Source organism: Pseudomonadota bacterium (assembly GCA_039028935.1).
In the GTDB taxonomy this organism is placed as follows: domain Bacteria; phylum Pseudomonadota; class Gammaproteobacteria; order Steroidobacterales; family SZUA-146; genus SZUA-146.
Genome location: JBCCHD010000013.1, coordinates 71,591 through 97,079, shown reverse-complemented (window position 1 = coordinate 97,079; position 25,489 = coordinate 71,591). Strand labels below are relative to the sequence as shown.

General features: G+C 57.1%; 24 protein-coding genes. 18 read left to right on the top strand and 6 right to left on the bottom strand.

What is annotated here, in order from left to right; all coding sequences use genetic code 11:
* Positions 1-28: 28 nt before the first annotated feature.
* From rlmD to AAF465_08445, 4 genes are read left to right on the top strand one after another with little or no spacing between them, the layout of a single operon-like run.
* Positions 29-1,360 (top strand): 23S rRNA (uracil(1939)-C(5))-methyltransferase RlmD, encoded by a 1,332-nt coding sequence (rlmD, locus tag AAF465_08460; protein MEM7082752.1) that lies wholly within the window; start codon positions 29-31, stop codon positions 1,358-1,360.
* A complete protein-coding gene (locus tag AAF465_08455; protein MEM7082751.1) occupies positions 1,353-1,880 on the top strand; it encodes a L,D-transpeptidase in 528 nt (175 codons plus the stop codon). The genes rlmD and AAF465_08455 overlap by 8 nt, the downstream gene beginning before the upstream one ends.
* Positions 1,877-2,902: a beta-N-acetylhexosaminidase gene (nagZ, locus tag AAF465_08450; GenBank protein ID MEM7082750.1), complete on the top strand. Its 1,026-nt coding sequence runs from the start codon at positions 1,877-1,879 to the stop codon at positions 2,900-2,902. Before AAF465_08455 ends, nagZ begins: the two co-directional genes overlap by 4 nt.
* Positions 2,892-3,449 (top strand): hypoxanthine-guanine phosphoribosyltransferase, encoded by a 558-nt coding sequence (locus tag AAF465_08445; protein ID MEM7082749.1) that lies wholly within the window; start codon positions 2,892-2,894, stop codon positions 3,447-3,449. The genes nagZ and AAF465_08445 overlap by 11 nt, the downstream gene beginning before the upstream one ends.
* Here the strand turns inward: AAF465_08445 and AAF465_08440 are convergent.
* The 4 genes from AAF465_08440 to AAF465_08425 all read right to left on the bottom strand — a co-directional run bounded on the left by AAF465_08440 (position 3,436) and on the right by AAF465_08425 (position 8,656).
* Complete coding sequence (locus AAF465_08440; GenBank protein MEM7082748.1) at positions 3,436-3,981, bottom strand: CsiV family protein; 546 nt, start codon at positions 3,979-3,981, stop codon at positions 3,436-3,438. The two genes, AAF465_08445 and AAF465_08440, sit on opposite strands and share 14 nt — an antisense overlap.
* A gap of 185 nt (positions 3,982-4,166) precedes the next feature.
* Positions 4,167-7,610, bottom strand: coding sequence for a transcription-repair coupling factor (gene mfd, locus AAF465_08435; protein MEM7082747.1), 3,444 nt, complete (start codon positions 7,608-7,610; stop codon positions 4,167-4,169).
* A 234-nt stretch (positions 7,611-7,844) separates the two neighbouring features.
* On the bottom strand, positions 7,845-8,198 hold the full coding sequence (locus tag AAF465_08430; GenBank protein MEM7082746.1) for a phosphodiesterase: 354 nt from the start codon (positions 8,196-8,198) through the stop codon (positions 7,845-7,847).
* A gap of 299 nt (positions 8,199-8,497) precedes the next feature.
* Positions 8,498-8,656 carry a hypothetical protein gene (locus AAF465_08425; protein MEM7082745.1) on the bottom strand — a complete coding sequence of 53 codons (159 nt, stop codon included), beginning with the start codon at positions 8,654-8,656 and terminating at the stop codon, positions 8,498-8,500.
* A 12-nt stretch (positions 8,657-8,668) separates the two neighbouring features.
* On the opposite strand from AAF465_08425, the gene AAF465_08420 reads away from it, so the two are divergent.
* The 11 genes from AAF465_08420 (at position 8,669) to AAF465_08370 (ending at position 20,060) form a co-directional block, all read left to right on the top strand.
* Entirely contained in the window at positions 8,669-9,931 is a 1,263-nt protein-coding gene (locus AAF465_08420; GenBank protein MEM7082744.1) for a lipoprotein-releasing ABC transporter permease subunit, read from the top strand.
* Complete coding sequence (locus tag AAF465_08415) at positions 9,924-11,165, top strand: lipoprotein-releasing ABC transporter permease subunit (protein ID MEM7082743.1); 1,242 nt, start codon at positions 9,924-9,926, stop codon at positions 11,163-11,165. The genes AAF465_08420 and AAF465_08415 overlap by 8 nt, the downstream gene beginning before the upstream one ends.
* Positions 11,158-11,859 (top strand): lipoprotein-releasing ABC transporter ATP-binding protein LolD, encoded by a 702-nt coding sequence (lolD, locus tag AAF465_08410; protein ID MEM7082742.1) that lies wholly within the window; start codon positions 11,158-11,160, stop codon positions 11,857-11,859. Before AAF465_08415 ends, lolD begins: the two co-directional genes overlap by 8 nt.
* 342 nt (positions 11,860-12,201) lie before the next feature.
* Positions 12,202-14,529 carry a DNA internalization-related competence protein ComEC/Rec2 gene (locus AAF465_08405; GenBank protein ID MEM7082741.1) on the top strand — a complete coding sequence of 776 codons (2,328 nt, stop codon included), beginning with the start codon at positions 12,202-12,204 and terminating at the stop codon, positions 14,527-14,529.
* 55 nt (positions 14,530-14,584) lie between these two features.
* A complete protein-coding gene (locus AAF465_08400; protein ID MEM7082740.1) occupies positions 14,585-15,238 on the top strand; it encodes a MotA/TolQ/ExbB proton channel family protein in 654 nt (217 codons plus the stop codon).
* A 1-nt stretch (position 15,239) separates the two neighbouring features.
* Entirely contained in the window at positions 15,240-15,662 is a 423-nt protein-coding gene (locus AAF465_08395; protein MEM7082739.1) for a biopolymer transporter ExbD, read from the top strand.
* The gene (gene msbA, locus AAF465_08390; protein ID MEM7082738.1) at positions 15,659-17,419 is read left to right on the top strand and encodes a lipid A export permease/ATP-binding protein MsbA; all 1,761 of its coding nucleotides are present in this window, start codon (positions 15,659-15,661) and stop codon (positions 17,417-17,419) included. The genes AAF465_08395 and msbA overlap by 4 nt, the downstream gene beginning before the upstream one ends.
* Positions 17,382-18,428: a tetraacyldisaccharide 4'-kinase gene (lpxK, locus tag AAF465_08385; protein ID MEM7082737.1), complete on the top strand. Its 1,047-nt coding sequence runs from the start codon at positions 17,382-17,384 to the stop codon at positions 18,426-18,428. The genes msbA and lpxK overlap by 38 nt, the downstream gene beginning before the upstream one ends.
* Before the next feature lie 6 nt (positions 18,429-18,434).
* The gene (locus AAF465_08380) at positions 18,435-18,632 is read left to right on the top strand and encodes a Trm112 family protein (GenBank protein MEM7082736.1); all 198 of its coding nucleotides are present in this window, start codon (positions 18,435-18,437) and stop codon (positions 18,630-18,632) included.
* On the top strand, positions 18,629-19,384 hold the full coding sequence (gene kdsB, locus AAF465_08375) for a 3-deoxy-manno-octulosonate cytidylyltransferase (protein ID MEM7082735.1): 756 nt from the start codon (positions 18,629-18,631) through the stop codon (positions 19,382-19,384). The genes AAF465_08380 and kdsB overlap by 4 nt, the downstream gene beginning before the upstream one ends.
* A 166-nt stretch (positions 19,385-19,550) precedes the next feature.
* Positions 19,551-20,060: a low molecular weight protein-tyrosine-phosphatase gene (locus AAF465_08370; protein MEM7082734.1), complete on the top strand. Its 510-nt coding sequence runs from the start codon at positions 19,551-19,553 to the stop codon at positions 20,058-20,060.
* A gap of 71 nt (positions 20,061-20,131) precedes the next feature.
* Here the strand turns inward: AAF465_08370 and AAF465_08365 are convergent, their stop codons facing one another.
* On the bottom strand, positions 20,132-22,591 hold the full coding sequence (locus tag AAF465_08365) for an Rne/Rng family ribonuclease (GenBank protein MEM7082733.1): 2,460 nt from the start codon (positions 22,589-22,591) through the stop codon (positions 20,132-20,134).
* A gap of 447 nt (positions 22,592-23,038) precedes the next feature.
* Between AAF465_08365 and AAF465_08360 the strand changes: the two genes are divergently transcribed.
* The gene (locus AAF465_08360; GenBank protein MEM7082732.1) at positions 23,039-24,016 is read left to right on the top strand and encodes an RluA family pseudouridine synthase; all 978 of its coding nucleotides are present in this window, start codon (positions 23,039-23,041) and stop codon (positions 24,014-24,016) included.
* Positions 24,017-24,045: 29 nt separating this feature from the next.
* Here AAF465_08360 and AAF465_08355 read toward each other — a convergent pair whose 3' ends face one another.
* Positions 24,046-24,666: a nucleoside triphosphate pyrophosphatase gene (locus AAF465_08355; GenBank protein ID MEM7082731.1), complete on the bottom strand. Its 621-nt coding sequence runs from the start codon at positions 24,664-24,666 to the stop codon at positions 24,046-24,048.
* 31 nt (positions 24,667-24,697) lie between these two features.
* Here AAF465_08355 and AAF465_08350 point away from each other — a divergent pair, with 31 nt between their 5' ends.
* Positions 24,698-25,195: a hypothetical protein gene (locus AAF465_08350; protein ID MEM7082730.1), complete on the top strand. Its 498-nt coding sequence runs from the start codon at positions 24,698-24,700 to the stop codon at positions 25,193-25,195.
* A gap of 36 nt (positions 25,196-25,231) precedes the next feature.
* Positions 25,232-25,426 (top strand): 50S ribosomal protein L32, encoded by a 195-nt coding sequence (gene rpmF / locus AAF465_08345; protein ID MEM7082729.1) that lies wholly within the window; start codon positions 25,232-25,234, stop codon positions 25,424-25,426.
* Positions 25,427-25,489: the final 63 nt, after the last annotated feature.

The window sequence follows — 25,489 nt, the reverse complement described above, 5'->3', positions numbered from 1 at the left end:
CGTCTCCTCCCGCGAAAGTTGCATCTAAGTGGCGCGAAAACGCAGACACAAACCCCAATTTCAGACCTACCGAGCGGTCATTGATGATTTGGCCCATGATGGCCGCGGTGTGGCGCGGATGGATGGCAAAACGGTGTTTGTGCAGGGCGCGTTACCCGGTGAGGACGTGACGTTTACCACGTATCGCCACAAACGCCGATTCAACGAAGCCGTTGTCGACGAAGTGCACCAGGCGAGTCCAGAGCGCATCGAGCCCAAGTGCGATGCGTTTGGTGTCTGCGGCGGTTGCGTGCTGCAGCATCTGGATGAAGCCCGGCAACGGGTGTTTAAGCGCGCGCACTTGGCACACGATTTAGCGCGCATCGGCGGCGTAAAGCCCACGCGCTGGCTGGACGACCTGACGGCCGCCCCATGGCACTATCGCCGTCGCGGTCGACTCGGTGTCAACGTCGAACCCAAACAGGGCCGGGTGAAGGTGGGTTTTCGCGAGCGCAGGACACCGCACATCGCGGACATGCAGCGTTGCGAAATTCTAGCCAAACCGGTGGGCGACCTTATCGATAAATTGTCAACGATGATCGGCGAGCTTTCGATACGGCGTCGCGTACCTCAAATCGAGCTGGCGGTGGGAGACGGCGCAACGGCGCTTGTCTTTCGAATTTTGGCCCCGCTCAGCACCGACGACCGCGCCCGGCTGCGACATTTTGCTGACGCGCATAATGTCGATGTCTATGTGCAGCCTGGCGGAGCGGACTCGGTCACGCCGCTGACTGAGGCACGGGTATTGGACTACACGTTAACGCATTACGATGTATCCGTGGCGTTTGAGCCGATGGATTTTATCCAGATCAATGGGCCGCTCAATGCTGCGATGATTCGTCATGTACTCGAACATACCGCGCTACGTCCGGGCGATCGCGTACTCGATCTGTATTGCGGTTTGGGCAACTTTTCTCTGCCGCTTGCCCGTTGTGTTGAGCAGGTCGTGGGTGTGGAAGGAGATTCTCACCTCGTGCGGCGCGCCCAAGAAAATGCGGCCCGAAACAGCATCGATAACGCGACGTTTTATGTGGCTAATCTGTTTGAACCTGAACCTCAGTGGCCCTGGCTGCAGCAGAATTACGATGTGATCGTGATCGATCCGCCGCGTGCCGGCACGATTGAAATGCTGCCACTCATTGCAACGCTCAAGCCGCGTGTTATCGCTTACGTGTCGTGTCATCCCGCGACCCTCGCGCGTGACGCCGGTGAGCTGGCAAAGTTTGGCTACACGCTGGGCAAAGCGGGTATTATGGATATGTTTCCTCAAACCGGTCACGTCGAATCGGTGGCCATCTTTGACGCGCCAGGATATGCCTGAATCGATAGTGATCAATCTCGTTTCGCAAACACTCAGCGGTGTGCATGATGGCAAACCGTTCGAGTTCCCGGTGTCCACGGCGGCCAGAGGTGCAGGACAGCGCCATGGCAGCTTACAAACACCGCTCGGGCAACACATTGTCCGGGCCCGAATTGGTGCGGGGGTTGCACCGGACACTGTGTTTGTGGGGCGCCGTGCCACGGGTGAAATTTGGACGCCCGCGCTGCATGCCGCGCATCCCGGTCGCGACTGGATATTGACACGAATTCTTTGGCTGAGTGGCACAGAGCGAGGCCGCAATCGCATGGGCGAGGTTGATAGTATGCGACGCTATATTTACATCCATGGCACGCCTGCGGTTGAGCCGATGGGCGTCCCCGCCTCTCATGGCTGCGTGCGGATGCGCAACGCGGCGTTAATTTGGTTGTTTGATCGTACCGATGTGGGCACGGTGGTCACGATCATGGATGAGTTGCCCGCTGCGCCACCATCGACGTACCGAGACGGGGGTGGCGCATGATTGGCCCGATCATGGTGGATGTGGCGGGCTTTGCGTTGACCGATGAAGATCGCGAGGTGCTTGGCCACCCGCTCACGGGGGGCGTGATTTTATTCACGCGCAACTACCAAAACAAAGCGCAAGTAACCGCTTTAATTGACGAAATACGATCGATACGCTCGCCGTCGCTTATTGTCGCTGTGGATCATGAGGGGGGACGAGTGCAGCGGTTTCGGGAGGGTTTCAGCGCGATTCCGCCGATGCGCGAATGGGGTCGTCTTTTCGCACGCAATCCGGATCTGGCCCTACAGCGAGCGGAAGACTGTGGCTGGGTGATGGGGGTCGAGCTGCGCGAGATTGGGTGCGATGTGAATTTTGCGCCGGTTGTTGATCTGGATTACGCCAATAGTGCGGTGATCGGTGACCGCGCTTTTGACGCCGATCCGGTTGTCGTGACGCGGTTGGCGCGCGCGCTCATCGGAGGTTTGCATAGCGCGGGCATCGCAAGCTGCATTAAGCACTTTCCTGGACACGGCTTTGTGGCGGGTGATTCGCATCACGAACTGCCGCGCGATACACGCGCCTGGGACGCCTTGCGTGACGATCTGCAGCCGTTTCGGGACCTGGCCTCAACGGCGCGTTCCGTCATGACCGCGCATCTTATTGCCGAGTGCGAAGCGGATGAACCCGTCAGTTTTTCGCCTCGATGGGTCGACGGTGTATTGCGCGAGCAACTGCGATTCGATGGCGTGGTGTTTAGTGATGACCTCTCGATGAAGGGTGCGGACTGTGCGGGCGGTGTGGTGGAGAAAGTCGAACGCGCGCGGGCGGCGGGCTGCGAATTTATGCCTATCTGTAATGATCGCGCCGCGGTACTGGCACTGTATGCGGCCAATCCAGCAATACGGGTGTCACCGCGACTCGAGCTGTTACGCGCGCAATTTGATGTAAATTCTCGATCTAATAGTTATTTAAAGACAAGACGTTATAGAGAGTTTGAACAATATCTATCAACATTAGAGCGAGAGAATCGTGACGCTTAGTGGTCTATCCGGGGTGGATTTTTCCACCGTAGTCGCCCAATCCGACGTGTTGTACGACGCGGCGCACATCGAGCAGACCTATCAGCGGCTGGCCGCCGATATTGATCAACGACTCGGCGGTCGGCAGCCTGTGGTGGTGCCCGTGCTGATGGGCGGCATGATTCCTACGGCGGGTATTCTTCGCCACCTGCGCACGGTGCACGCGCTGGATGCGGTACAAACCAGTCGCTATGGTCATGAGACCACAGGTGGCGCATTGGCTTGGAAAATTCCGCCATCGGATCGGCTTGCGGGACAGACCGTCGTCGTCATCGACGACATATTTGACCAGGGTAAGACGTTAGAAGCGATTATTGAGGCGTTAACCGGGTTGGCCGCTGACGTCATGACGGTGGTGCTGGCCCGTAAACGCCATGACCGCGTGGTCACCGCCTGTCGCCCCGATTTTGTCGGCGTGGAGGTGCCCGATCGTTTTGTGTTTGGCTGTGGGTTGGACTACCACGGTGGGCTGCGCCATTTGCCGGACCTGCATGCTATAGCGGGGTAATTTTCGCGATAACCCCGAAATAAGGATGGTCGAAATAGTGCACTTGTCGACTGATCATTCGGCGCTGGGTTTGTAATCGGTGCGACTGCCCATCGACCAACAATGTCAGATCAAAGGCCAGACGCAAATACCGTTCTCGTGACAGGGTGGCGCTGCCGGAAACCGCTTCGCCGGTCTGCGCCGACGTCAGCACCAATTTACGTTTGGCCTCTTCCCGTGTATAGCCAGGCTGTGTCCAGCCGGTGTGGCCGACCACGCGAAAGTTTCTCGAACGCGCGATTTTCGGCACCATGTCGGTAAGTGTCAGCGCGTCCGCTGTGAGGGCCGCAAAAGGTTCGACCGGTCGCTCGTCGTCCGTCGATGCCTCATCTGTGATCTCAATATCGAGTGGAAACACCTCTGTGCCGACATTCGGATTGAGGTTCCGGACCAGCAACAGTTCCACCTGGTAATCCGGCGGTGAGTCGGGTTCCTGGCCGCCTACGGCAAGGGTGAGAACACAGATGATCGATAGCGATAAGCGTTTCAACATTCCACATTTTCCGGACGGTTTCGCATGAACGACCAGTATACCCCAGTGGCGGCTTTGCGGCCGGGAGAATCAGTCCGTGTGTGGATGTTTCCCTACCTAGCGCATTGAGTGGCCGGCATGCGGCGAGTGGCCCGGTTGGCGTTGACAGGCCTTGTGCGTGTGCGGTGCCAGTTGGACGCGCAAAGCTAGTCCATCGCGTCGACAAATCGTTGTGCCAATTCCTTAAGAAATGACAATCGGTCATCCACCGACTCGAGCGGTTGGCTGAAGCGTAACGTGTGCTCGTCGACGAGGCGATACGTTTGCGGATGGGATTGAACTAGGCTGATCAACACAGCCGGGTCAAGCTTCGCCTGGGCGGAAAACACGAGACGACCGCCTGCATCACTGCAGTCGATTTTGGCGATATGCGCGCGCTGCGCGATCTGACGCAGCGCGGCGATCTCAAACAGCAATTGCGTTGGCGTCGGCAACAAGCCAAAGCGATCGATCATTTCCACATGCAGTTCGCGCAGCTCCTCGGCGTTTTCGGCGCTCGTGATGCGCTTATACAGAATCAGGCGAGTGTGCACATCGGGAATAAAGTCGTCAGGGATTAACGCCGGTTCGTGTAGTTCGATTTCCGACCCTCGCGCCGGCAGGTCGCCCAGATCCGGCTCGTGCCCTTGTTTAAGAGACTGCACCGCACGTTCGAGAAGCTCCATGTACAGCGTAAAACCAATTTGATGAATTTGGCCGCTTTGGTCGTCGCCGAGAAGTTCGCCGGCGCCGCGGATTTCAAGATCATGCGTCGCGAGCGTAAAGCCGGCACCCAAGTCTTCAAGTGATTCGATCGCCTCGAGTCGTTTGACGGCATCTGGCGTCAGTGCTCGTACCGGTGGCGCGATCAAATAGGCGTATGCGCGATGGCTGGAGCGCCCCACACGGCCGCGCATTTGGTGCAGCTGTGCCAAGCCAAACCGGTCAGCCCGATTGATGATGATGGTATTCGCGGTGGGCACATCAATGCCGCTTTCGATGATGGTTGTGCAAAGAAGTAAATTGAACCGTCGATGATAGAAGTCCAGCATCACACGCTCCAGGTCGCGCTCTTTCATTTGCCCGTGCCCGATTTCGATGCTGGCTTCGGGAATCAACGCTTCGAGTTGTGCGGCGATTTTTTCGATGTCCCGTACCGAATTGTGCACAAAGTAAATCTGTCCGCCTCGATTAATTTCACGCAAGCACGCCTCGCGAATCAGCTGGTCGTTCCACTGGTTGACAAAAGTCTTGATCGATAAACGATCGGTAGGCGGGGTGGTGATCAGCGACAGTTCGCGAATGCCACCCAGCGCCATGTTCAGTGTTCGCGGGATGGGCGTGGCGGTCAGTGTGAGCAAATCGACTTCGGCACGCAGTGCCTTGAGTTGCTCTTTATGGCGCACGCCAAAGCGCTGCTCTTCGTCGACGATGACAAGCCCAAGGTCACTGAACTGGACGTCGGTCTGGAGCAGTTTGTGCGTGCCGATGATAATGTCGATTTTGCCGCGCTGAAGATCGTCGAGGATATTCCGACTGTCCTTGCGACTCTTGAAGCGAGACAGCACTTCTACGCGTACCGGCCAGTCGGCAAAGCGGTCCTCGAAGTTCTTGCCATGCTGTTCGGCGAGCAGAGTGGTCGGTACCAGCAATGCGACTTGCTTCCCCTGATTGACACACACAAACGCCGCGCGCAAAGCGACCTCGGTTTTACCGAAACCAACATCACCACAGACCAAGCGATCCATCGACTGAAGTGACGTCATATCACCGATCACCGCGTCAATCGCTGCATCCTGATCGGGCGTAAGTTCGAACGGAAAGCCGGCAGAAAACTGCCGATAGTCCGCTTCGTCGAGCGCAAAACTTTGACCGGTTCTCGCTGCGCGCTTGGCATACAAATCAAGAAGATCAGCGGCGACATCACGAATGCGGCGCATGGCTTTGCGGCGCGCTTTATCCCATTGGTCGCTACCAAGCTTATGCAAGGGTGCGGTTTCGGGCGGTCCACCCAAGTAACGCGTAACAAAGTGAAGCGCATGTACCGGTACATAGAGTTTGTCGCTGCCTGCGTATTCAATCGTAAGGAATTCGTTCTTCTCACCGCCAATCTCGAGAAGGGATAAGCCCTGATAACGCCCGACCCCGTGTAGTTCGTGCACAACGGGCGCGCCAATGTCGAGCTCGTTGAGATTGCGAATGATCGCGTTTGGGTCTTTATTCTTGGCCGAGCGCCGCGCGCGACGTGTCGCGCTATGGCCGAACAGCTGGTTCTCCGCGATGACCGCGACGCGCGAGTCAGGCAGTAGCATGCCCTCCTGAATCGGCGCCTCGGTGAGCGCCAACGCGTGGCCGCTCTCGAAAAACGCATCCCAAGTTGGCACTTGGCGAGGGGTCAACGAATGGTCGCGCAACAACGCGCGTATCGTTTCGCGTCGTCCCGGGCTTTCGGCAACGATCAGTACTCGACCGTCAAAACGATCGATAAACTCGACCAAACGTCCGCTGTGGTGATCTTCAGCACTGATGCTCAATTCGGGCAGAGTGCCGGTATTGAAGACCACGCTCTCGCCAGAATCTTTGAACGGTTTGATCGCCAGCTGTGCGAACCGATCGCTTTGGGCTTGCCAATCGTCAGGCGAAAGGGACAGTTCGTCCGGAGCCATGAGCGGTCGAGTGCGATCATAGCGAAGCTGTTCATAGCGATTGTCGAGGTCGTGCCACCCTTGGCTAAGGCTGTCGGTCGCATCCGCCGGCATCGCGAGCACGGCGCCGGCGGGGATGAAGTCGAAAAACGTGGCGGTACGCTCGAAGAACAAGGGCAAATACTGTTCAGCACCGGCCGCACTAATACCATCGGAAATGTGCTGATAGATCACCGCATCGGTGGGGTTGCCTTCGAAACGTCGCCGAAACGATTGACGAAAACGCGTAACACCAGCTTCGTCTAGTGGGTATTCTCGAGCCGGAAGCAGACGTAGCGAGGACAGTGAGTCGCCACTTCGTTGAGTCTCCGGATTGAAATAGCGGAGCGATTCGATCTCGTCGTCAAATAAGTCAACGCGTACCGGTTGCGGGCTGCCTGCCGGGAAAATATCGAACAGCGAACCACGGATCGCAAACTCACCGTGCTCATTCACTTGGCTAGTCGCGTAGTACCCCGCGTCTGTCAAACGACGGCGCAGCGCCTGCATATCGAGTTGGTCGCCCGGTGAGAAAAGAAAGGTGGATCCATACACGTAGTCGGTGGGCGGTAATCGCACTGACGTCGTGCTCAAGCGGGTGACAATGATGCCCCGACGAAGGGTTTCTAGTGAGGCCAACGTCGCGAGCCGATCGGAGACGATACCTTGGGGCGGTGAAAAGCCGTCGTAGGGCAGTGTCTCCCAATCCGGAAACTCGTGCACGGGTAGCGCATCTTGAAGGAAAAAGCGCAGCTCCTGCACCAGTCGATCGCTATCCCGGGCGGTGTCGGTGAACACGACGAGCGGGCCATCCAGACGCCGCGCGGCGTGAGACAGCGCCAATGCCAGTGCGCAACCTCGCAATCCCGACCAGGTAGTGCGGTGGCTCAGTTCTGGTGGGTGCGTTGGGCGGGCGTGTGAAGTCATGGACAAAGACCTGACGCGCCGATATGCGCGAGCGGCCGAGACGGCAAAGGCTGCGCATTATTGCACTCGCGGGCAGTGCGGGGAAGCCCGACGACGACCGGCCGGTTGGTGCCTAACGTGGGTTACGTAGCCCAGGCGAGAGTCGGCAGATCGTCGCAAAGGGGGGCAGTCGGCCGGACAGCACAGAGGGCGCCTCGTGCTCTGCCTGTGAATCGGGATCAGGGCGTAGGCGAGTTAGCGCGAGACCTTGTTCACCGAATGGATAACGTGACGATATTCGAAATACACCACAAAACTTGGGTATTCCCAACGGGTGATGGGTGGATTTCCAACGGGCGCACGGCGCACATCCGGGATGCCGAAGCGACTCTCAACCTGCGCCATGGTCATACCTCTTGCCGGTTGTGCGCCGGCTTGAGCAGGATTCGATTGTGTGATGATGGCACTGGGTGCCGTCGATTCTACAACCGTCGCTTGCGCGCCGCTTGCGTGTTCATCGACGGTTAGTCGTTGGCTCAATGAGTGGGCCAATGTGGGCACGACCAGCAAGGCCAGCAACAGAGTGACGATCGGCAGTTTGACGTTCAAAATGGTACTCCCCAAAGCGGTGCGTCTCATTTCTATAGCAAGGAATCCGAGCCACGAAAACGGCTAAATCTGGTGCGTCGCAATAATTGCTGCCATACCAACGATATGCACGCCAAGCCGTCGAACGCGGTGGGCCATTTCCTCACCTCTTGACGCGCAAACACGTTCGCGGTAGCGGTTGTGTGGGTCACGCGCCTGCGGGTGAGTCTGCTGGCGTTGTTGGATTTGGGATGCCAAGCGGCGAGTGAATGACCGCTGGCGTTAGAATGTGGGAACAGGGCGCGTTGCGCACCGACCGTTTAACACCGATATTCAATGCCTTGATTGAGGTCGATAAAGCGCGCGATTGTCGGCCGAGCCGTGGTGACCGACCCGAACCCCGCCATCAGGGCGCTACACGCCATGGCGCGCGATGAAAATACTGCGCAATGCGGGTAGGGAATGGTGGGGATATTCATTAGAATACCCCCATGAAATCATCCCTAGAGCTGTTTGTCGCCGGCCGCTATCTTCGGGCTCGGCGCTCGAGTCACTTTGCCGGTTTTATTTCACGTGCCGCGATGGTGGGTATCGCGGTGGGCGTCGCCGCGCTCATCATTGTCATTTCAGTGATGAATGGATTTGGTAACGATCTGCGTCAACGACTGGTGAGCCTGTCGGCGCATGTGACGGTAGGTGCGGAGCGCGACGGCATGAAGCTCGACGGAATTGAATCGCCGGAGCAGGTTGTTAGTTCTGCTCAGGCCGATCCGCGCGTTGTCGGTGCCGCACCGTTTGTTGAGGGCCAAGGCATGCTCGTTAACGGCGCCAATTTGAGCGGTGTGGCGCTGTTTGGTATCGATCCTCAGCTAGAGCCCCAGGTGTCGGACTTGGCGCGCAACATGGTGGTCGGGCGTCTTGACGATCTGACGGCCGGCACGAATGGCATTGTGCTGGGTGGCTACTTGGCCTCACGACTCGGCGTGGATGTGGGCAGTCGTATCAATATTCTCGTGCCACAACCGAATGACGCGGGCACAGGTGTTCAGCCGTTTTTGCATCGATTTTCAGTGGTCGGACTTTTCCGGGGCAACGTGCCCGATCAATCGCTCACGCTCGCCTACGTTCACATCGACGACGCGGCGGCGATCTTCGAGCTCGAAAACACGGTCACTGGTGTGCGACTAAAACTCACGGATATGTTCGATGCGCCCGACGTCACGTCGACATTGGCGGAGCGTTTGGGCGATGGCTACTCAGTCACTGATTGGACGGTTCAGCAGCGCGTGTTTTTTCGCGCGATCAAGATTGAAAAAATTATGGTGTTTTGCATTCTGCTACTGGTGGTTGCCGTAGCGGCATTTAACATCATTATGACCCAGGTGATGTTGGTGAACGATAAACGCGTGGATGTAGCGATCTTGCGCACCATGGGGGCGACGCCAAAGAGTATCCTGGCCATGTTTCTTGTCCAAGGAAACTTGATTGGATTGATCGGTGTATTGGTAGGGGTCTTTTTCGGTGTATTGATCGGTGCCAATACGGCGACGATCACCGCCAAGCTCGAGGATTGGCTGGGACTGAATTTTATCGACAGCAACGTGTTTTATCTAACCCAGATTCCTTCGGATGTACGCTGGGGAGAGGTGGTGGTGATCGCCGTGGTCGGGCTGCTATTGGCGGGCCTATCCACACTCTATCCCGCCTGGCGCGCCTCGCGCACCCAACCTGCCGAGGCGCTGCGCTATGACTAAGTTGTTTGAGGGTCAGGTGGCTTGGCGCTACACACGCTCTGGCGCCAACGAATCGTTTATAAACTTTATCTCGAACGTGTCGATTGCCGGCATTGCACTCGGCGTTGCGGTGCTGATTATCGTCATGTCGGTCATGAATGGGTTTGAGGCTGAGCTTCGGCAGCGCATATTGAGTATTGCCTCACACGCGACGATCAGTGGTACGGAGGGTCGATTGCCCGCGTGGCAAGCGGTTCGCGACGTTGCCGAGGACAACCCACGAGTTGTCGATACAGCGCCCTTTATTGAAGGGCAGGGGATCTTTCTGAACGGTCGGCAGCTCAGTGGCGCGCTGGTGCGCGGCATCGTCCCTGAAGAAGAGGCCAAAGTGAGTGATTTGCCGCCGCTGGAGGAAGTGACGGCGTTGCTCAAACCCGGAGAATACGGCGCCGTGCTCGGTGCCAGTCTGGCGGCTGAGCTCAATGTGGACGTGGGTGACGAGGTGCTTCTGATGATTTCCGATGCCAATGTTACTCCGGTGGGTCTGATGCCCCGTATGCGGACCTTTACGTTGATAGGCACCTTTGAAATCGGTATGCATGAGTTCGATCGAAATCTGGCGTTTGTGCATATGCAAGACGCCGGCAAACTGTATCGCTATCGGGATGAGGTGAGCGGCTTACGTCTCAAAGTGACCGAACTATTCAACGCGCCGGACGTGGTTAGAGAGGTCGCCGAAGACGCAGGCGGATTGCTCTACATCAATAACTGGACGGCCACGCACGCCAATTTTTTCAAGGCCATTCAGCTCACCAAGAGTGTGCTTTTTTTTATTCTATTACTCGTTGTGGCGGTAGCGGCGTTCAATATTATTTCGACGTTGGTTATGGTGGTAAAGGAAAAACAAGGGGACATCGCAATCCTGCGAACGCTCGGTGCCAAACCCTCGAGTATTCTGGCGATCTTCGTTACCCAGGGCACATTGATTGGTCTGATCGGCACAGTGATCGGCGTGCTTGTCGGTATACTTCTCGCGATGAACGTCGAGCGGGTTGTACACTGGCTGGAAGGTTTGCTCGGCTTCGAGTTGCTGCCGCCTTCGGTTTACTTCATTAACGATCTACCTGCACGCGTGCTGCCTGGAGACGTGTTGTTGGTCGCCGGCATGGCCTTTTTGCTGGCTGTGCTTTCTACTATTTACCCGGCGCTTCGGGGCGCCCGAACCCAACCAGCCGAGGCTTTGCGACATGAATGACACGGCGTCAATCGAATGGGTACTTAAGTGCGACAAGCTCGTAAAAGCCTTTCAAGAAGGCGCACGTCGCCTGCTGGTGCTCAACGAACTGGATTTGGCGCTCAAACGCGGCGAACGACTGGCCGTTGTGGGGGCGTCTGGCGCGGGAAAAACAACGTTACTACAATTGTTGGGTGGCCTTGATCTGCCCACCTCGGGCCGCGTCTCCATTGGCGGCCGGGATATGACGACCCTCGATGAGGTTGAGCGCGGCCTGCTGCGCAACCAGCATATGGGTTTTATCTATCAGTTCCACCATTTGCTACCCGAATTCACCACGCAGGAAAACGTTGCAATGCCATTGTTGGTGAGGCGAATGCCGCATGAGGAGGCGCTGGGATTGGCCGAGGATCTGCTGGCTCGCGTGGGGCTGGCCGAACGACTGACGCACAAACCTTCCCAACTTTCCGGTGGGGAACGGCAGCGAGCGGCGGTCGCCCGAGCGTTGGTCACGAAGCCTGATCTAGTGCTTGCTGACGAACCGACCGGCAATCTCGATCACCGTACGGGTGATCGCGTATTCGACTTGATGCTCGAACTCAATCAAACGGCAGGCACGGCCCTCGTGGTGGTCACCCATGATCTCAACATCGCTCGGCGCATGGATCGTATCGTCGAGCTCATCGATGGCAAACTGGTTGAAACCACCAGCTAAGCCCGCCACGTCTTACCGCTTCGTTGCACCGCCGATGACTGTCCTGAGTGACTGTCCTGAGTGACTGTCCCTCGTCCCGTCCCTTGTCCTAGTGTCCTGAGTGACTGTCCTGAGTGATTGTCCTGAGTGACTGCCGAGTGACTGTCCCTTGTCCGTCCTTGTCCTAGTCCCTTGTCCTACTGATTGTCCCCTGTGGCGCCGAGTAATTTGCCTGGTTTACAACGTGCTGCACAGGGGGGGTGGTCGCGCCATTTCGGTGTGATTTGGACAGATTTGTGGGGTGGGCGTGGCGGCCCGGGCGACATACGATGAAAGCCGATTTGGCGAGTGGGATGTTGCGCGGTGTTCAAGGCGCGTTTGCTTGGCATGATTGCCGGTGTGGGGTTGGCGGCTGTCATACCAGAACCGATTGGATCGATGTGCATCGCCCTGAGTCTAGCGAGTGTCTGTTGGTTAATACGCGGCTATCGGTGGTCTGACCGAGCGTCGAGCGTAGAGTTGACCGACACGCCCGCGAACGCGGCGTTTTCCTGGTGGCTAGGTGTGTCCATTGGAATGTTCGCCGCTGCCGCACAGTTTGCGTCGTTTATCGATACGCACGTTGAGCGTCGCGAACGCATGCGGCTCAGTGGATGTGTGGTGAGTGACGTCCAAGTTGAGCGCGACATGAGTCGGTTTGTCTTTGCCGTTCGAGGCGCGCATCGACTGTCTCGAGCTGTGCAGTACCGCACCGTCTGGTATCGGGCACCCAGCGTTCCCGAACGGGGTAGCTGTTGGCGTTTGTCGTTGACCCTCAAGCCGCCGCGCGGAACACGCAACGAGTCGGGGTTTGACTATGAGCGCTGGCTGTTTGCAGCGCGAATCAGCGGTCTTGCGACCGTGGTATCAAGTGATGCCGTGCGGCTGCCTTGGCGCGCGCGAAGCGCTCGCTTCACGGCGATACGCGATCATATTCACGCACAGGTTCAGCAGCTCACGGATGCGGCGCCGAGCTCTGGATTGATACAGGCGTTGGCAACGGGTCGACGTGGTGATGTAAGCGAAACGGACTGGCAGGTGCTCAGGCGAAGTGGTACGGCACACTTGATGGCCATCTCTGGATTGCATATCGGGCTCGCCGCGGGATTGGGTTATGGCCTAGGGCGTTTTGCGCCAATATGGATTCGGCCTCAGGCCAATCTTGTTCGACGCGGTATGCTCACCGGTTTAGTGGTGGCGTTGTGTTATGCCGCGCTCGCGGGTTTTGCCATATCGACCCTGCGCGCGTTTCTTATGTTGTGCCTGTGGACGTTGTGTCGACTTAATCTGGCCGCGGTCGATACCACGACCACGCTGTTGCTCACCGCCGCAGTGGTGCTGATTGTTCATCCTTGGATGATCTTATCAACCGGGTTTTGGTTGTCGGTTGGTGCGGTGCTAGCCATCCTAATCGTGATGGCCGGTCGTTTGCCCGCCAAAGGGTTTGCACAGCGGTGTGTGCTGGCGACACGTCTGCAATTGGGGTTGATGTTGCTCATGATGCCGATCACCCTGCTCGTTACGCACGGCGTGAGCTGGATCTCACTGCCGGTCAATGTGGTGTTGATTCCGCTTTTCAGTGTTGCCGTAGTGCCGCTCGTTCTCGTGCTGGTCGTGAGCATTCTAGTGGCGCCGTGGGCATCCGATTGGATCGCCACACTGACCAGCGGGATACTCAATCTCATTTGGCAGGGCGTGACGCTCGTCGCCAGCAAACCATGGGCGTTTACTGATGTCACGCAGCCGACATGGTTGGCGGTGCCGATCACGCTGTGTGCATTGAGCTGGCTGCTGCCGGCTGCGTTTCCCGCTCGTAGATTGAGCGTTCTGCTCGTGCTGCCGCTGTTCGTTCTGCGAGCGGACTCACCTGCACTCGGCGAGTTTCGCATCGATGTACTCGATGTTGGTCAGGCGTTATCGGTGGTGATTCAAACGCGTCATCACACGGTAGTCTATGACACCGGTAACGCTTGGCCGGGTGGCGACAGCGCTCAACAGACAGTGATTCCCGCCCTTGCGCGTCGCGGGGTTGGTCACCTGGATGCGCTGATTGTCAGTCACGCTGATCGGGATCACGCAGGCGGCGTGCACAGTTTGATTGAGGCCCTGTCAACCGACCGAATCTGGGTTGGCGAGCCTATGCCGTCGCTCAATCGCGCGCGTCCTTGTCGTGCCGGTCTGGCATTTGATTTCGATAAGGTGCATTTTCGGTTTCTCCATCCACCGACACATTCACACTTTGAAGGTAACGACGCGTCGTGCGCTTTGCTCGTGCAATCGGCAACCGGCGCGGTGTTGTTCACCGGAGATCTCAATGCACGTCAGGAGCGTCGGTTACTTCCGGAACTTGAGGATACTCAACTCGACCTGATCATCGGCGCTCATCACGGTAGTGTGTCGTCCTCCGATCCGTACTTTGCCGCCGCGACCACACCTCGATTTGTTGTGTTTAGCAACGGATATGAAAATCAGTGGGGTATGCCGCGCGATCGTGTGATCAGGCGATGGTCGGCCGTCGGCGCACAGGTGTTAACCACCGCGGAGTACGGTCAGATGCAGTTCTTGGCAGGGCGAAGCGGCACGCTCGAATTGGCCCGATTTGCCCGCCAGAACCGCCTCGGCGTATGGCGCTGGCGCGCGCCCGCGCGGTAGGCTTTCGTGTATCGGCGTGGTAATCTGCAACCGTCTGATTTAACGGCGTAACTTAATGTTTGAAATTGTTCGAGCGGGCGGCTGGTTGATGGCCCCGCTGATCCTGTGTTCCGTGTTGGCTGCGGCCATCATCATCGAGCGGTTATGGACACTTCAGCGCAAACGCGTGTTGCCAGAGGGTATGAGCGCGAAAGTCTGGAACTGGGTGGAGAAGGGCGAACTCGACGAGCGTCACGTGCAGGTGTTGCGTGACAGTTCCCCCCTTGGTCGTATTCTGTCCGCGGGCCTGGCGGCGCGCACGCGCGATCGCGGCATCATGAAAGAGCAGATTGAAGACACGGGTCGGCATGTGGCCCACGATCTCAATCGCTTTCTCACCACGCTCGGCACCATCGCCTCCATTTCGCCGCTTATCGGTTTGTTGGGCACGGTGGTAGGCATGGTACGTGTCTTTGCGGCGATCACCGCCAACGGGGTGGGAAACCCCACGGTGCTGGCCGACGGCATTTCTCAGGCACTTGTTACGACGGCCGCCGGTCTGTCGGTGGCCATTCCTGCCGTGATCGGCTATCGCTATTTGCGTAACCATGTCGACTCGTTAGTGGTCGATATGGAGCAGGAGGCGACTAAGTTGGTCGATGCGATCGAGGCGGCGCGACGCCCGGTTCGCGCGGTGAAGGGCCCACAGAATACGGCGCGCACATCCTGACATGAAACTGCAGAGCGGCACGCGAGAAGAACCGGAGGTCAATCTCACGTCGCTCATCGACGTGGTATTGCTGCTGCTTGTGTTTTTTATGGTGTCCACCACTTTTGTAAAAGAATCGGAAATAAAAATACGACTTCCTCAAGCGGAGGCATCCGTGTCGGCTGACAAAGTCGACAGCATCGAAATTGCGGTGTCGTCGTCCGGTACCTATACGGTCAATCAACAAAGCCTGGTCAATTCGCGACCGGACACACTGCGTCGAGCGTTACGCAAGATCAGTGATGGGGACAGCACGCTGGCGATCACCATTCGCGCCGACGCGGAGGCCAAGCATCAGCACGTGGTGACGGCCATGGATGTGGCGGGTCGATTGGGCTTTGTCAATATCAACATCGCTACCACGCGCGAACCGTCTGCGAACTGAGCACCGTGTCCGATACGCACACAGGTGGTCAAATCTACCGGCGCCTGATTGGCTATGGCCTTCCCTACTGGGGGTATTTTGTGCTCGCGTCGCTCGGGATGGGCCTGTATGCCGCCTCTGTTGCGGGCCTGGTTATGCTCGTCGAGCCGCTGATCGATGGTACGTTTGTAGATCGTCAGACGAATGTCAATCGTTGGATACCATGGGCTATCTTTGTTGTGTTTGTCGCGCGCGGTGTGGCTGGGTTTCTGTCGACTTACTACATGGAATACATTGGTCGCAAGGTGGTAACAACGTTGCGACAGCAGTTGTTCTCGCGTCTGGTGTCACTGCCAACGTCGTTTTACGACCACAGTTCAGCCGGCGTGTTGTTATCGAAGCTGACATACAACGCTGAGCAGGTTTCCGAGTCCATCACACGAGCCGTGACGATCGTCATACGCGATACACTGACGCTGATCGCGTTGCTCGCTTGGATGATTTACATGAGTCCTCAGCTCTCGCTGTTCATACTCATTGTCGGACCGCCTATTGCACTCTTGATCCGCTATGCGGGGAAACGGTTTCGTGCTTATAGCGAGCGTATTCAACAATCGATGGGTGGGGTCACTCAGCGCACCGAAGAGGCGATTGGTGGTCATAAGGTCATCAAGATTTACGCCGGCGGCAAGCTTGAGAATCAAGAGTTTGATCGGATTAACGAGTCTAATCGCCGTGCGTTCATGAAGCAGGTGCTGGTGAAGGCCATCAGTGTGCCGGTTATTCAGCTGATTGCGGCGCTGGGTCTGGTGGGCATAATCAGTTTTGCGATCCGTCCGGATACGGGCTTGACGCCCGGAAAGTTTAGCTCTTTCATTGGCGCGATGTTGCTCTTAATGGATCCGCTCAAGCGAATCACTGACATCAATTCCGTTGTGCAGCGAGGTATCGCGGCGGCGCGCAGCATTTTTGCCGTGCTCGATGAGGCGCCGGAAACCGATGAAGGTAACACGACAAAAGAAACGGTTGATGGTGCGATTACCTATCACGATGTCTCGTTTCGTTATAAAGGCACGGACAAGAACGTGTTGTCGTTTATTGATGTTCGTGTTGAGCCGGGTCAAACGCTGGCGTTTGTCGGTAAGTCAGGGAGTGGTAAAACCACGCTGGTCAGTCTATTACCGCGATTTTACGAGCCAAGCAGTGGTCGCATCACGCTGGATGGTCTCGATATTAACGACTACGTGCTGTCAAATTTGCGTCAGCATATTGCGTTGGTTAGCCAGGACATCACGCTGTTCAACGATACGATTGCCAATAACATTGCGTACGGAGCGCTACGTAACGCCACGCCAGAACGAATTGAATCGGCTGCCCGCAAAGCCCACGTTATGGACTTTGTGTCGCGCATGCCGGACGGGTTGCAAACGCTGGTCGGCGACAAAGGGGTGTTGTTGTCGGGCGGTCAGCGCCAACGAATCGCCATTGCACGGGCCTTGCTGAAAAACGCGCCTGTACTGATCTTGGACGAGGCCACTGCGTCACTCGATTCAGAATCCGAACAAATTATCCAGCGTGCGTTGAAAGAACTGATGCTTGATCGCACGACGCTGGTGATTGCGCATCGACTCTCCACCATTGAGAACGCGGATCGCATCGTCGTGATGGATGAAGGCAACATCGTTGAGACCGGCACGCATGCCGAGCTGCTTGCTCGTGAAGGACTTTACGCGAGTCTTCATGATCTACAGTTTGCGGCAAATGACGGGTCTGACTGAGGCGATCATGCGTACGACCCTTGAGCGTTGGCTTCATGCTGTGTGGTACAACAACGCGCCGAGTGGTCACCTGCTGCGCCCGCTCTCGTGGTTGTACGGTTTCATCATCCGCTTGCGCCGCCGTGTGTATCGATGGTCTATGAAGTCACGTTACCGAGCGGGCGTGCCGGTGGTCGTGGTCGGCAATCTAACGGTGGGGGGCGCCGGCAAAACGCCCTTTGTCGTGTGGCTCGTCAAGCAATGTCAGAGGCAGGGCATTCAGCCAGGGGTTGCCACGCGCGGCTATGGCGCACGCGACGAGACACCGCGACTGCTTGCCGCTGGCGATAACGCGACGAGTGCGGGTGACGAAGCGATGCTACTGTCTCGTGCGGTAGCCGCACCGATTGCGTTGGCGCCTCGTCGTGCGGATGCGGTCGCCATTCTCGAGGCGCAGGGCGTAGAACTTGTTGTGTGTGATGACGGCCTTCAGCACTATGGATTGGATCGGGACTTGGAGATTTGCATTGTCGATGTGGAGCGCCGATTTGGAAACAAACGCCTACTGCCCGCCGGTCCGTTGCGGGAACCGCTGTCGCGGCTAGATGAGGTGGATGAAGTGGTGTGGCATCGCCAGTCATTGCAAGACGGGGAAGGTATGGCCTTGGGTAACCCGCGACTGCGCCATCTGCTCACCGGTGATCACGTTTCATTGGATGCGTTACCCAGCCAGCGCGTTCATGCGGTAGCGGGTATCGGCCACCCAGAACGGTTTTTCTCGAGTCTTGAAAGTCACGGGCTCGACGTTGTGTCTCACCCTTTCGCTGATCACTATGCGTTCACCCCCGACAGTTTGACTTTCGGCGACGATCTGCCGATTCTCATGACCGAGAAAGACGCCGTCAAATGCGCCGCGTTTGCCGACTCGCGTATGTATTCGGTAATGGTCGACACGCTGGTGTCGGAATCGTTGTCGACGTCTATAATGCAATCGGTGATGTCTTTGTGTCGCGAGTCGTTAAAGAGGTAAGAGGTTATGGATCATGCCTTGCTCGATATGTTGGCGTGTCCAGCTTGCAAGAGCGAGTTGGTCTATCGTGCTGGCGCGCAGGTGCTACTGTGCCGCGCCGAGCGTATGGCCTTTCCGTTGCGTGATGGCAAACCCATTATGATGGTTGATGAGGCACAGCATTTGAGCACTGACGAATTGGCCAACTACATGGCGGGCGAATGACGCATTCCGCAGAGCCCTTTAACGTTGTGATTCCGGCGCGGCACGATTCCACGCGACTGCCTGGCAAACCGTTGCTTGAACTCGCGGGTAAGCCACTCATTCTGCGTACGGTAGAACAAGTACAGCGCGCCGGTCCAGAGACACTTGTGGTGGCGACAGATGACGCCCGGATCGAAGCGGTCTGCCGCGAAGCGGGTGTTTCGGTGATGATGACTGGGGCGGCGCATCAAAGCGGAACGGACCGCATGAACGAGGTCGCCGACGTGCTTGGGTGGGACGCCGACCGCATTGTGATCAACGTTCAAGGTGATGAGCCGTTTATTCCGCCAGACAACATAATACAAGTGGCCAAGCTGCTCGAAATGCGCACCGCGTCCATTGCAACCCTTGCCGCCGCTCTCGATCCTTCGCAATTGAATGACCCTAATACAGTCAAAGTAGTCTGCGCAAAGAACGGATTTGCCCTGTATTTTAGCCGCGCCGTAGTGCCTTGGTTACGAGATATCGAGGACGTTCCGCCAGTGCAGGCATTGCGTCACATCGGTGTTTACGGCTACCGTAGGGAGGCGTTAAGGGCGTTTGCAGAGGCGGGACCCTGCGCGCTTGAACAGCATGAACGACTCGAGCAACTGCGAGCGCTGTGGCAGGGTTGGCCGATCATCGTTGGCCTGGCTAAATCCGCACCGCCACCTGGCGTCGATACACCGGCCGATCTCGAAACGGCGAGAGCCCGATTTAACTCGGCGAACTAGTTGTTCTGTCGATTCGGCCCGACGGCGCAGGCGTATGGCCAGCTCTCACGTCCGATGTCAACCGGACGAGTAAAGTGGGTGACCAGCGGCCGTTGTACGTTGTTCACGTGAAGGCAAGCGTGCAAACAAAACCCGGGAATATGGCTATGTTGAGGGAAACACGACGGTGAATCGACCATCGACCATTCAAACCGTCAGCGTGCTGTTTGTGTGTATGGGCAATATTTGTCGATCTCCAACCGCGCAGGGGGCACTCGAGAAGCATCGAGATGAGGCCGATTTGCCATTTCAATTATTGGTCGACTCGGCGGGCACGCATGCCTACCACGCCGGCGAACCGCCCGATCGACGAGCCGTGGCGGCCGCAGAGCGGGTGGGAATCGATCTCAGCACCCAGCGCGCGCGGGCCATTCGATCCGAAGACTTCACGCTGTTCGACCACATCATCGCGATGGACAAGGATAATTTATTCAACTTGAGTCGCGCGTGCCCACGCCGAGAACAGCATCGGATCCGTTTGCTCATGGACTACGGAACCGGTGATGTGCCGAAATACGTGCCCGATCCATTTTATGGCGGTGCGCAGGGGTTTACGCGCGTGGTTGACTTAACGCTCAATGCGACTGCAGGGTTGTTACACACACTGACCGAAAACAGTATCAGTACCGTCACGTAGGCGCGGTTGTCGAATAAAAAAAGCCGGACCATCGTCCGGCTTTTTTTTTGCTTTAACGAGTGAGCCGTTGTCTAGTCGTCGCGACCGGGTCCACTGCGCGGTGCCGCGGAACCTTCGGATGACCAAACGGTATAGGTTTTTTTCGAACTTGCCGTGCCGCTGTCCGTCTTGACGGTTTCCGGCGTTTTGCTGGTCGGTTTCGCCTCTGGTTTGCTGTGGCGCTCACTGCGCGAACGCTCGCCGCCCGAGGACGCTTGAGCCGGCGTTTCGGATTTTGGCTTGCGCGCCGTTTCGCCGCCGCCATTCACGTCCGGCTTTTTTTGGGCTGCCGACGCATCCGGCTTACCGGAACGCTCGCCACGCTGATTCGCAGCGGGCGATCGTGAGGGCTTATTCGAATCGTTATTTGGCTGGTTGCCGTTTTTGCTGGTCGTGTTTTGACGACCGCCGTCATTGGCCTCCTTGGGCTTGTTCGGCGTGTCGCCATTGCGATTTTGCGTTTGACGGTTACGATTTCGCGAACCCCGACGGCCTCGACGACGACGAGGCGTGCGCGCGCCTTGCTTTCCGTCCTCGTTGTTTGCCGACTCTTTTTTACTGGCGTCACCACCTGATTGATTGGCGTTATCGGGCTTGCGTTTCGTGTTCTTTTGCGAAGCCTGATTGGCCGTCGCTTTCGGTTTGTCTGACTTGCCACGACGTCGGCGATTACGACCGCCGCGCGAACTGCGACGTCCACTACGTTCGTTTCGCTTGCGATTTTGCTGCTGTCGACCGCCCTGGCGGCTGCGCTGGGGCTTGCTCTTGTCGTTGGCCGACGAGTCTTTTTCTTCGTCGCTGCTGCTAAACCAGGATTTAATCGTAGCAATCAGCCCGGCTTTCTCGACAGTCGCTTCCTTACGGACCGGCGTCGGGGCTGGGCCGGTCGGCACGATTCCGCTGACCGCCGGCTGCTGTGGCTTGGGTGTGCGATCCCGACTGCTGCCACTCTCGGTCTCTTCTTCGGTGCCGTCGCCGATGAGCTGATAACTCGCGCTGCTGTTCTCGGGCAGATTGGCTTCGTCTCCACGCACACGGCGTATCGAGTAGTTAGGCGTCTGCAAACGTGGGTCGGGAGTGATCACGATGTCAGTCCCGTTTTTCTGTTCGAGGTTGTTCACCCAGTCGCGCTTTTCATTGAGCAGAAAGCTGGCGACCTCCACCGGTACGTTGGCAATGACCTTGGCGGTGTGGTCTTTTCGTACCTCTTCACCGAGCAAGCGCAAAATAGCGAGCGCGAGTGATTCAACATCACGAATGACGCCTTGACCATTGCAGCGAGGGCAAACGATGTTGCTGGATTCTTCGAGCGATGGGCGCAGCCGTTGGCGTGACATTTCGAGAAGACCGAACCGGGAAATACGACCGATTTGCACTCGGGCGCGATCCACTTTGACGGCTTCGCGAAGTCGATTTTCAACTTCGCGTTGATTGCGCGATTGGTTCATATCGATGAAGTCGATGACGATCAAGCCACCCATATCGCGAATTCGAAGTTGCCGCGCAATGGCGTCGGCCGCCTCCAGATTGGTATTGAATGCCGTAGTCTCGATGTCGTCGCCGCGCGTTGCGCGCGCGGAGTTGATATCAATAGAAACCAGGGCCTCGGTCGCATCAATGACAATGCTGCCACCGGAGGGAAGATCCACTTTATGCGAAAACGCCGATTCGATTTGGCTTTCAATCTGAAACCGTGTGAACAGCGGCGTCGACTCGGTGTAGTGCTTGAGTTTGCGCGCATTGTGCGGCATGACTCGCTCGATAAATTCACGCGCCTCATTGCAGATCGATTCATCATCGATGACGATTTCGCCCGTGTCATTGCTCAGATGGTCGCGCAGTGCACGAATGATCGCATTGCTCTCTTGATAAACAAGGAAGGGCGCTTTGCGGGAGTCAACGGCGGACTCGATGGCATTCCACACACTGATGAGGTAATCCAGATCCCAGGCGAGCTCTTCTTCGCTGCGACCAACGCCTGCTGTGCGTACGATCACACCCATGCCTTTAGGAATGGTTAGGCTGGAAAGTGCGTCGCGGAGCTCGTTGCGATCGGCGCCCTCAATGCGACGCGAAACGCCCCCAGCGCGAGGGTTGTTGGGCATCAGCACCATAAAGCGACCGGCGAGGCTGATAAAGGTAGTCAGCGCTGCACCTTTGTTGCCTCGCTCTTCCTTCTCAACCTGAACCACTAATTCTTGTCCCTCTTCAAGCACATCTCGAATGTTGATGCGTTTGCCCGCATCGGCTTTCTTCTTGAAGTAGGTCCGCGAAATTTCTTTTAGTGGTAGGAACCCGTGGCGGGCCGCGCCATAATCGACGAAGGCCGCTTCGAGACTGGGCTCGATGCGCGTAATTTTACCTTTGTAAATATTGGATTTTTTTTGTTCACGTGACGGGACTTCGATGTCCAGGTCGTAGAGTTTTTGGCCATCGACCATTGCCACGCGCAACTCTTCAGGTTGAGTTGCATTGACTAACATTCTTTTCATAGCACCTTGCTCGTGTAGTCAAGGCGATCAGAGGAATCAGAGCGGAGTAGGCGGCGATCCGGGCAGACAGTATCGCCAGTGCCGCGCGCGGCGCCAGGCGATGACTTGCTCAATGACGGTTTGTCGGTTGCGCGCAAACGCGCGGCAATCGTCAACAAAAATCTGTGCGGTACTCGCAGGGGAATCGTGCATCGTGCATGATCGCCCGCTACAGCATCCGGATTGGATGCGCTCGATTCGGTTCCAACCGACTCGATGTAATAAATCGTGGGGGAGGGGTGCGCGCTCGCACCAGCGGCGCACGGTCGCGGTCAGCAAGGTTATCCCGTGCTGGCGCTGTACCCCTGTCCCGGAAAATAATAGCCTTAGGATGCTAAGGCCGATGTCTGACAAATAAGTCACGCGCGAACTATAGCAATAACGACCTTGAGCTTCAATGAGTTAGGCATGAAAAACCCGGAATTCCCTGAGACTACCCCGGAACGTAAGCCCTCGGATTCCGTGCGGTTTGTGACGGTTCAATCCGATGAGGCCGGCCGGCGGCTGGATAATTTTTTGCTCTCCCGTGCGCCGGGCGTGCCGCGCTCACGAATATACCGGGCGATCCGATCGGGCGAGGTTCGTATTAACAAGGGTCGTACCAGTGCGGGTTACCGGCTTGTAGCCGAAGATGTGGTCCGCATTCCCCCCCTGCGAACGCCGTCTCGCACGCGGTCGCCGGCCGGCGCCAAAGCACAGCAGGCCATCCTGGGTACCGTAATCGACAAACACAAGGCCTTCTTGGTGCTCAATAAACCATCGGGTTGGGCGGTGCATGGTGGCAGCGGCGTATCACTCGGCGTGATTGAAACCTTGCGACAGGCGATGCCTGCTGACCATTACCTTGAGCTGGTGCATCGACTTGATCGGTCGACGAGCGGTTGTTTATTGATTGCTCGCAAGCGTTCGTTTTTGCGAGAAATGCATCGACAGATTCGCGATAACGAAGTTGGCAAGACCTACCTGGTGCTGGTGCAGGGACATTGGGATTACGGTCGTTATCGTTGTGAGGTACCGCTCAATACCGAGGAGCGTCGGGGCGGTGAGCGCCACGTTGTGGCTCATCCTGCGGGCAAATATAGCCGTACCGATTTTGAGTTGCTGGAGCATTTTTCGGGGGTGTCGTTTTTAAGAGCCACACTGCATACGGGGCGCACTCATCAGATTCGTGTGCATTGCGCCCATCTGGGTCATGCCGTGTTGGGTGATCGTCGCTATCACAGCGAGGAGTCTCAAACAGTGAGTCAGCGTCTCAAAGTGCGGCGCTTGGGGCTGCACGCATCGAGTCTTGCGTTTGAATACCCGGCGGGCAATCCGGTTCAGATTGATGCGCCGCTGAGTCCGGAGCTCAGCGCATTAATCGAACGGCTGAGTACGTCGCGCTAAGCGAACGCGAGGGACAGTGCTTGCCGGAGTTAGGGCAGTGCGTAGCCATAGTGACGCAAGGCGCGACTGACAAACAACAACGGCAAGCCGATCAGCGCCGACGGATCGTCTGAGCGGACCCGATCGAACAGCGTCACACCCAACCCCTCGATTTTGAATCCGCCGGCACAGTCGACCGGATTATCGAGGGCAATATACCGCTGGATTTCCGCCTCAGTCAGATCGCGAAATTCCACCCAGGTGTGGTCGGTGTGGTGCCACTGACTCCGACCGGCGCCAGCCATTACGCTGCAGTGTGTCAGAAACTCGACGCGATGCCCTGAAAAACGTGCCAGCTGCTGGGCGGCGGCCGCGGCGGAGCCGGGTTTGCCCAAAATGGAGCCGTTGAATACCGCGATCTGATCGCCGCCAATCACCACTCGGGTCGGGTGAGTGGTGGCGACCGCGAGCGCTTTTTCTCTTCCAAGTCGCTTTACTAATTGCTCTGGAGTCTCTGATTTTAATGGGGTTTCATCGACATTTGGTGGGACGGCGTCGAACGTCAGACCCAGCGTTTTGAGCTGTGCTGCTCGAAACCGAGAAGTCGAGGCCAGAACGGGCCCTAGACTTATGTCGATTTCATTTAAAAAAGAGGGATTTACCTTTGACATGCCGAGTGCCTGTAAATATCATACGCGCCTTATGTCCGGGCGCCTGAAACGATCGTACTCGCTCGACGAGCTGACTGCGCTGGCTCCCATCGATGTGACGCTGAGTGTGACGGAGCTACCGCGCTTTGTCGAGGCGCTCAACGTGCCTCAATTGGACAACGCACAGGTCCGCTGCCGACTCGAGTTTGATACCGGGGGCGAGCAGAAAGTGCGTGTTCGTGGACAGCTGGCCGCTGACGTACAGACAGAATGTCAGCGCTGTTTGGGCGGTCTGGCGCTGTCGATAGACATGCCGGTTGACTGGCGATTGCCCGATGATTTAGAGATTGACCCAGCGCAGTTAGGTCGCGTTGAGATTCGACTCCTCGATTGGATTGAGGATGATTTGCAGCTTGGCATTCCGTTGTTTGCTCGGCATGCCGATGAACAGTGTGGTGGCGATTTGGCGAAGCAGTATCAAGCCGACGACACACCGCCCGATACGATTACGCCGTTTGACGGCCTCAAAGATTTATTTTCGAAGCATTAAACACGTCTGCGATTGTGCAGACTCAGGAGAACGATCATGGCTGTGCAAAAAAGCCGAACCACTCCGTCGCGCAGAGGTATGCGACGCTCTCATGACAGCCTCAAGAAGCCGACGCTGTCCATCGACCCGACCAGTGGCGAAACCCATCTACGTCACCGTGTTAGTCCCGATGGTTACTACCGCGGACGCAAAGTCATTGACACGTCTGCACCTGAGCAAGACGACGAGTAATCTGTAACGGTCGATCGCGCGCTGAGAATAAAGAGTGGACTCGCGCTAGGGTGAAGTCCCTCT

Bases quoted from the DNA above. Each gene is read 5' to 3' on its own strand.
- rpmF (MEM7082729.1), top strand. From the start codon at position 25,232: ATGGCTGTGCAAAAAAGCCGAACCACTCCGTCGCGCAGAGGTATGCGA.
- mfd (MEM7082747.1), bottom strand. From the start codon at position 7,610: ATGACTTCACACGCCCGCCCAACGCACCCACCAGAACTGAGCCACCGC.
- AAF465_08380 (MEM7082736.1), top strand. From the start codon at position 18,435: ATGGATCATGCCTTGCTCGATATGTTGGCGTGTCCAGCTTGCAAGAGC.
- AAF465_08420 (MEM7082744.1), top strand. From the start codon at position 8,669: ATGAAATCATCCCTAGAGCTGTTTGTCGCCGGCCGCTATCTTCGGGCT.
- AAF465_08425 (MEM7082745.1), bottom strand. From the start codon at position 8,656: ATGAATATCCCCACCATTCCCTACCCGCATTGCGCAGTATTTTCATCG.
- nagZ (MEM7082750.1), top strand. From the start codon at position 1,877: ATGATTGGCCCGATCATGGTGGATGTGGCGGGCTTTGCGTTGACCGAT.
- AAF465_08355 (MEM7082731.1), bottom strand. From the start codon at position 24,666: ATGTCAAAGGTAAATCCCTCTTTTTTAAATGAAATCGACATAAGTCTA.
- AAF465_08350 (MEM7082730.1), top strand. From the start codon at position 24,698: ATGTCCGGGCGCCTGAAACGATCGTACTCGCTCGACGAGCTGACTGCG.
- AAF465_08400 (MEM7082740.1), top strand. From the start codon at position 14,585: ATGTTTGAAATTGTTCGAGCGGGCGGCTGGTTGATGGCCCCGCTGATC.
- AAF465_08360 (MEM7082732.1), top strand. From the start codon at position 23,039: ATGAAAAACCCGGAATTCCCTGAGACTACCCCGGAACGTAAGCCCTCG.
- lolD (MEM7082742.1), top strand. From the start codon at position 11,158: ATGAATGACACGGCGTCAATCGAATGGGTACTTAAGTGCGACAAGCTC.
- lpxK (MEM7082737.1), top strand. From the start codon at position 17,382: ATGATCTACAGTTTGCGGCAAATGACGGGTCTGACTGAGGCGATCATG.
- kdsB (MEM7082735.1), top strand. From the start codon at position 18,629: ATGACGCATTCCGCAGAGCCCTTTAACGTTGTGATTCCGGCGCGGCAC.
- AAF465_08395 (MEM7082739.1), top strand. From the start codon at position 15,240: ATGAAACTGCAGAGCGGCACGCGAGAAGAACCGGAGGTCAATCTCACG.
- AAF465_08415 (MEM7082743.1), top strand. From the start codon at position 9,924: ATGACTAAGTTGTTTGAGGGTCAGGTGGCTTGGCGCTACACACGCTCT.
- AAF465_08365 (MEM7082733.1), bottom strand. From the start codon at position 22,591: ATGAAAAGAATGTTAGTCAATGCAACTCAACCTGAAGAGTTGCGCGTG.
- AAF465_08455 (MEM7082751.1), top strand. From the start codon at position 1,353: ATGCCTGAATCGATAGTGATCAATCTCGTTTCGCAAACACTCAGCGGT.
- AAF465_08440 (MEM7082748.1), bottom strand. From the start codon at position 3,981: ATGTTGAAACGCTTATCGCTATCGATCATCTGTGTTCTCACCCTTGCC.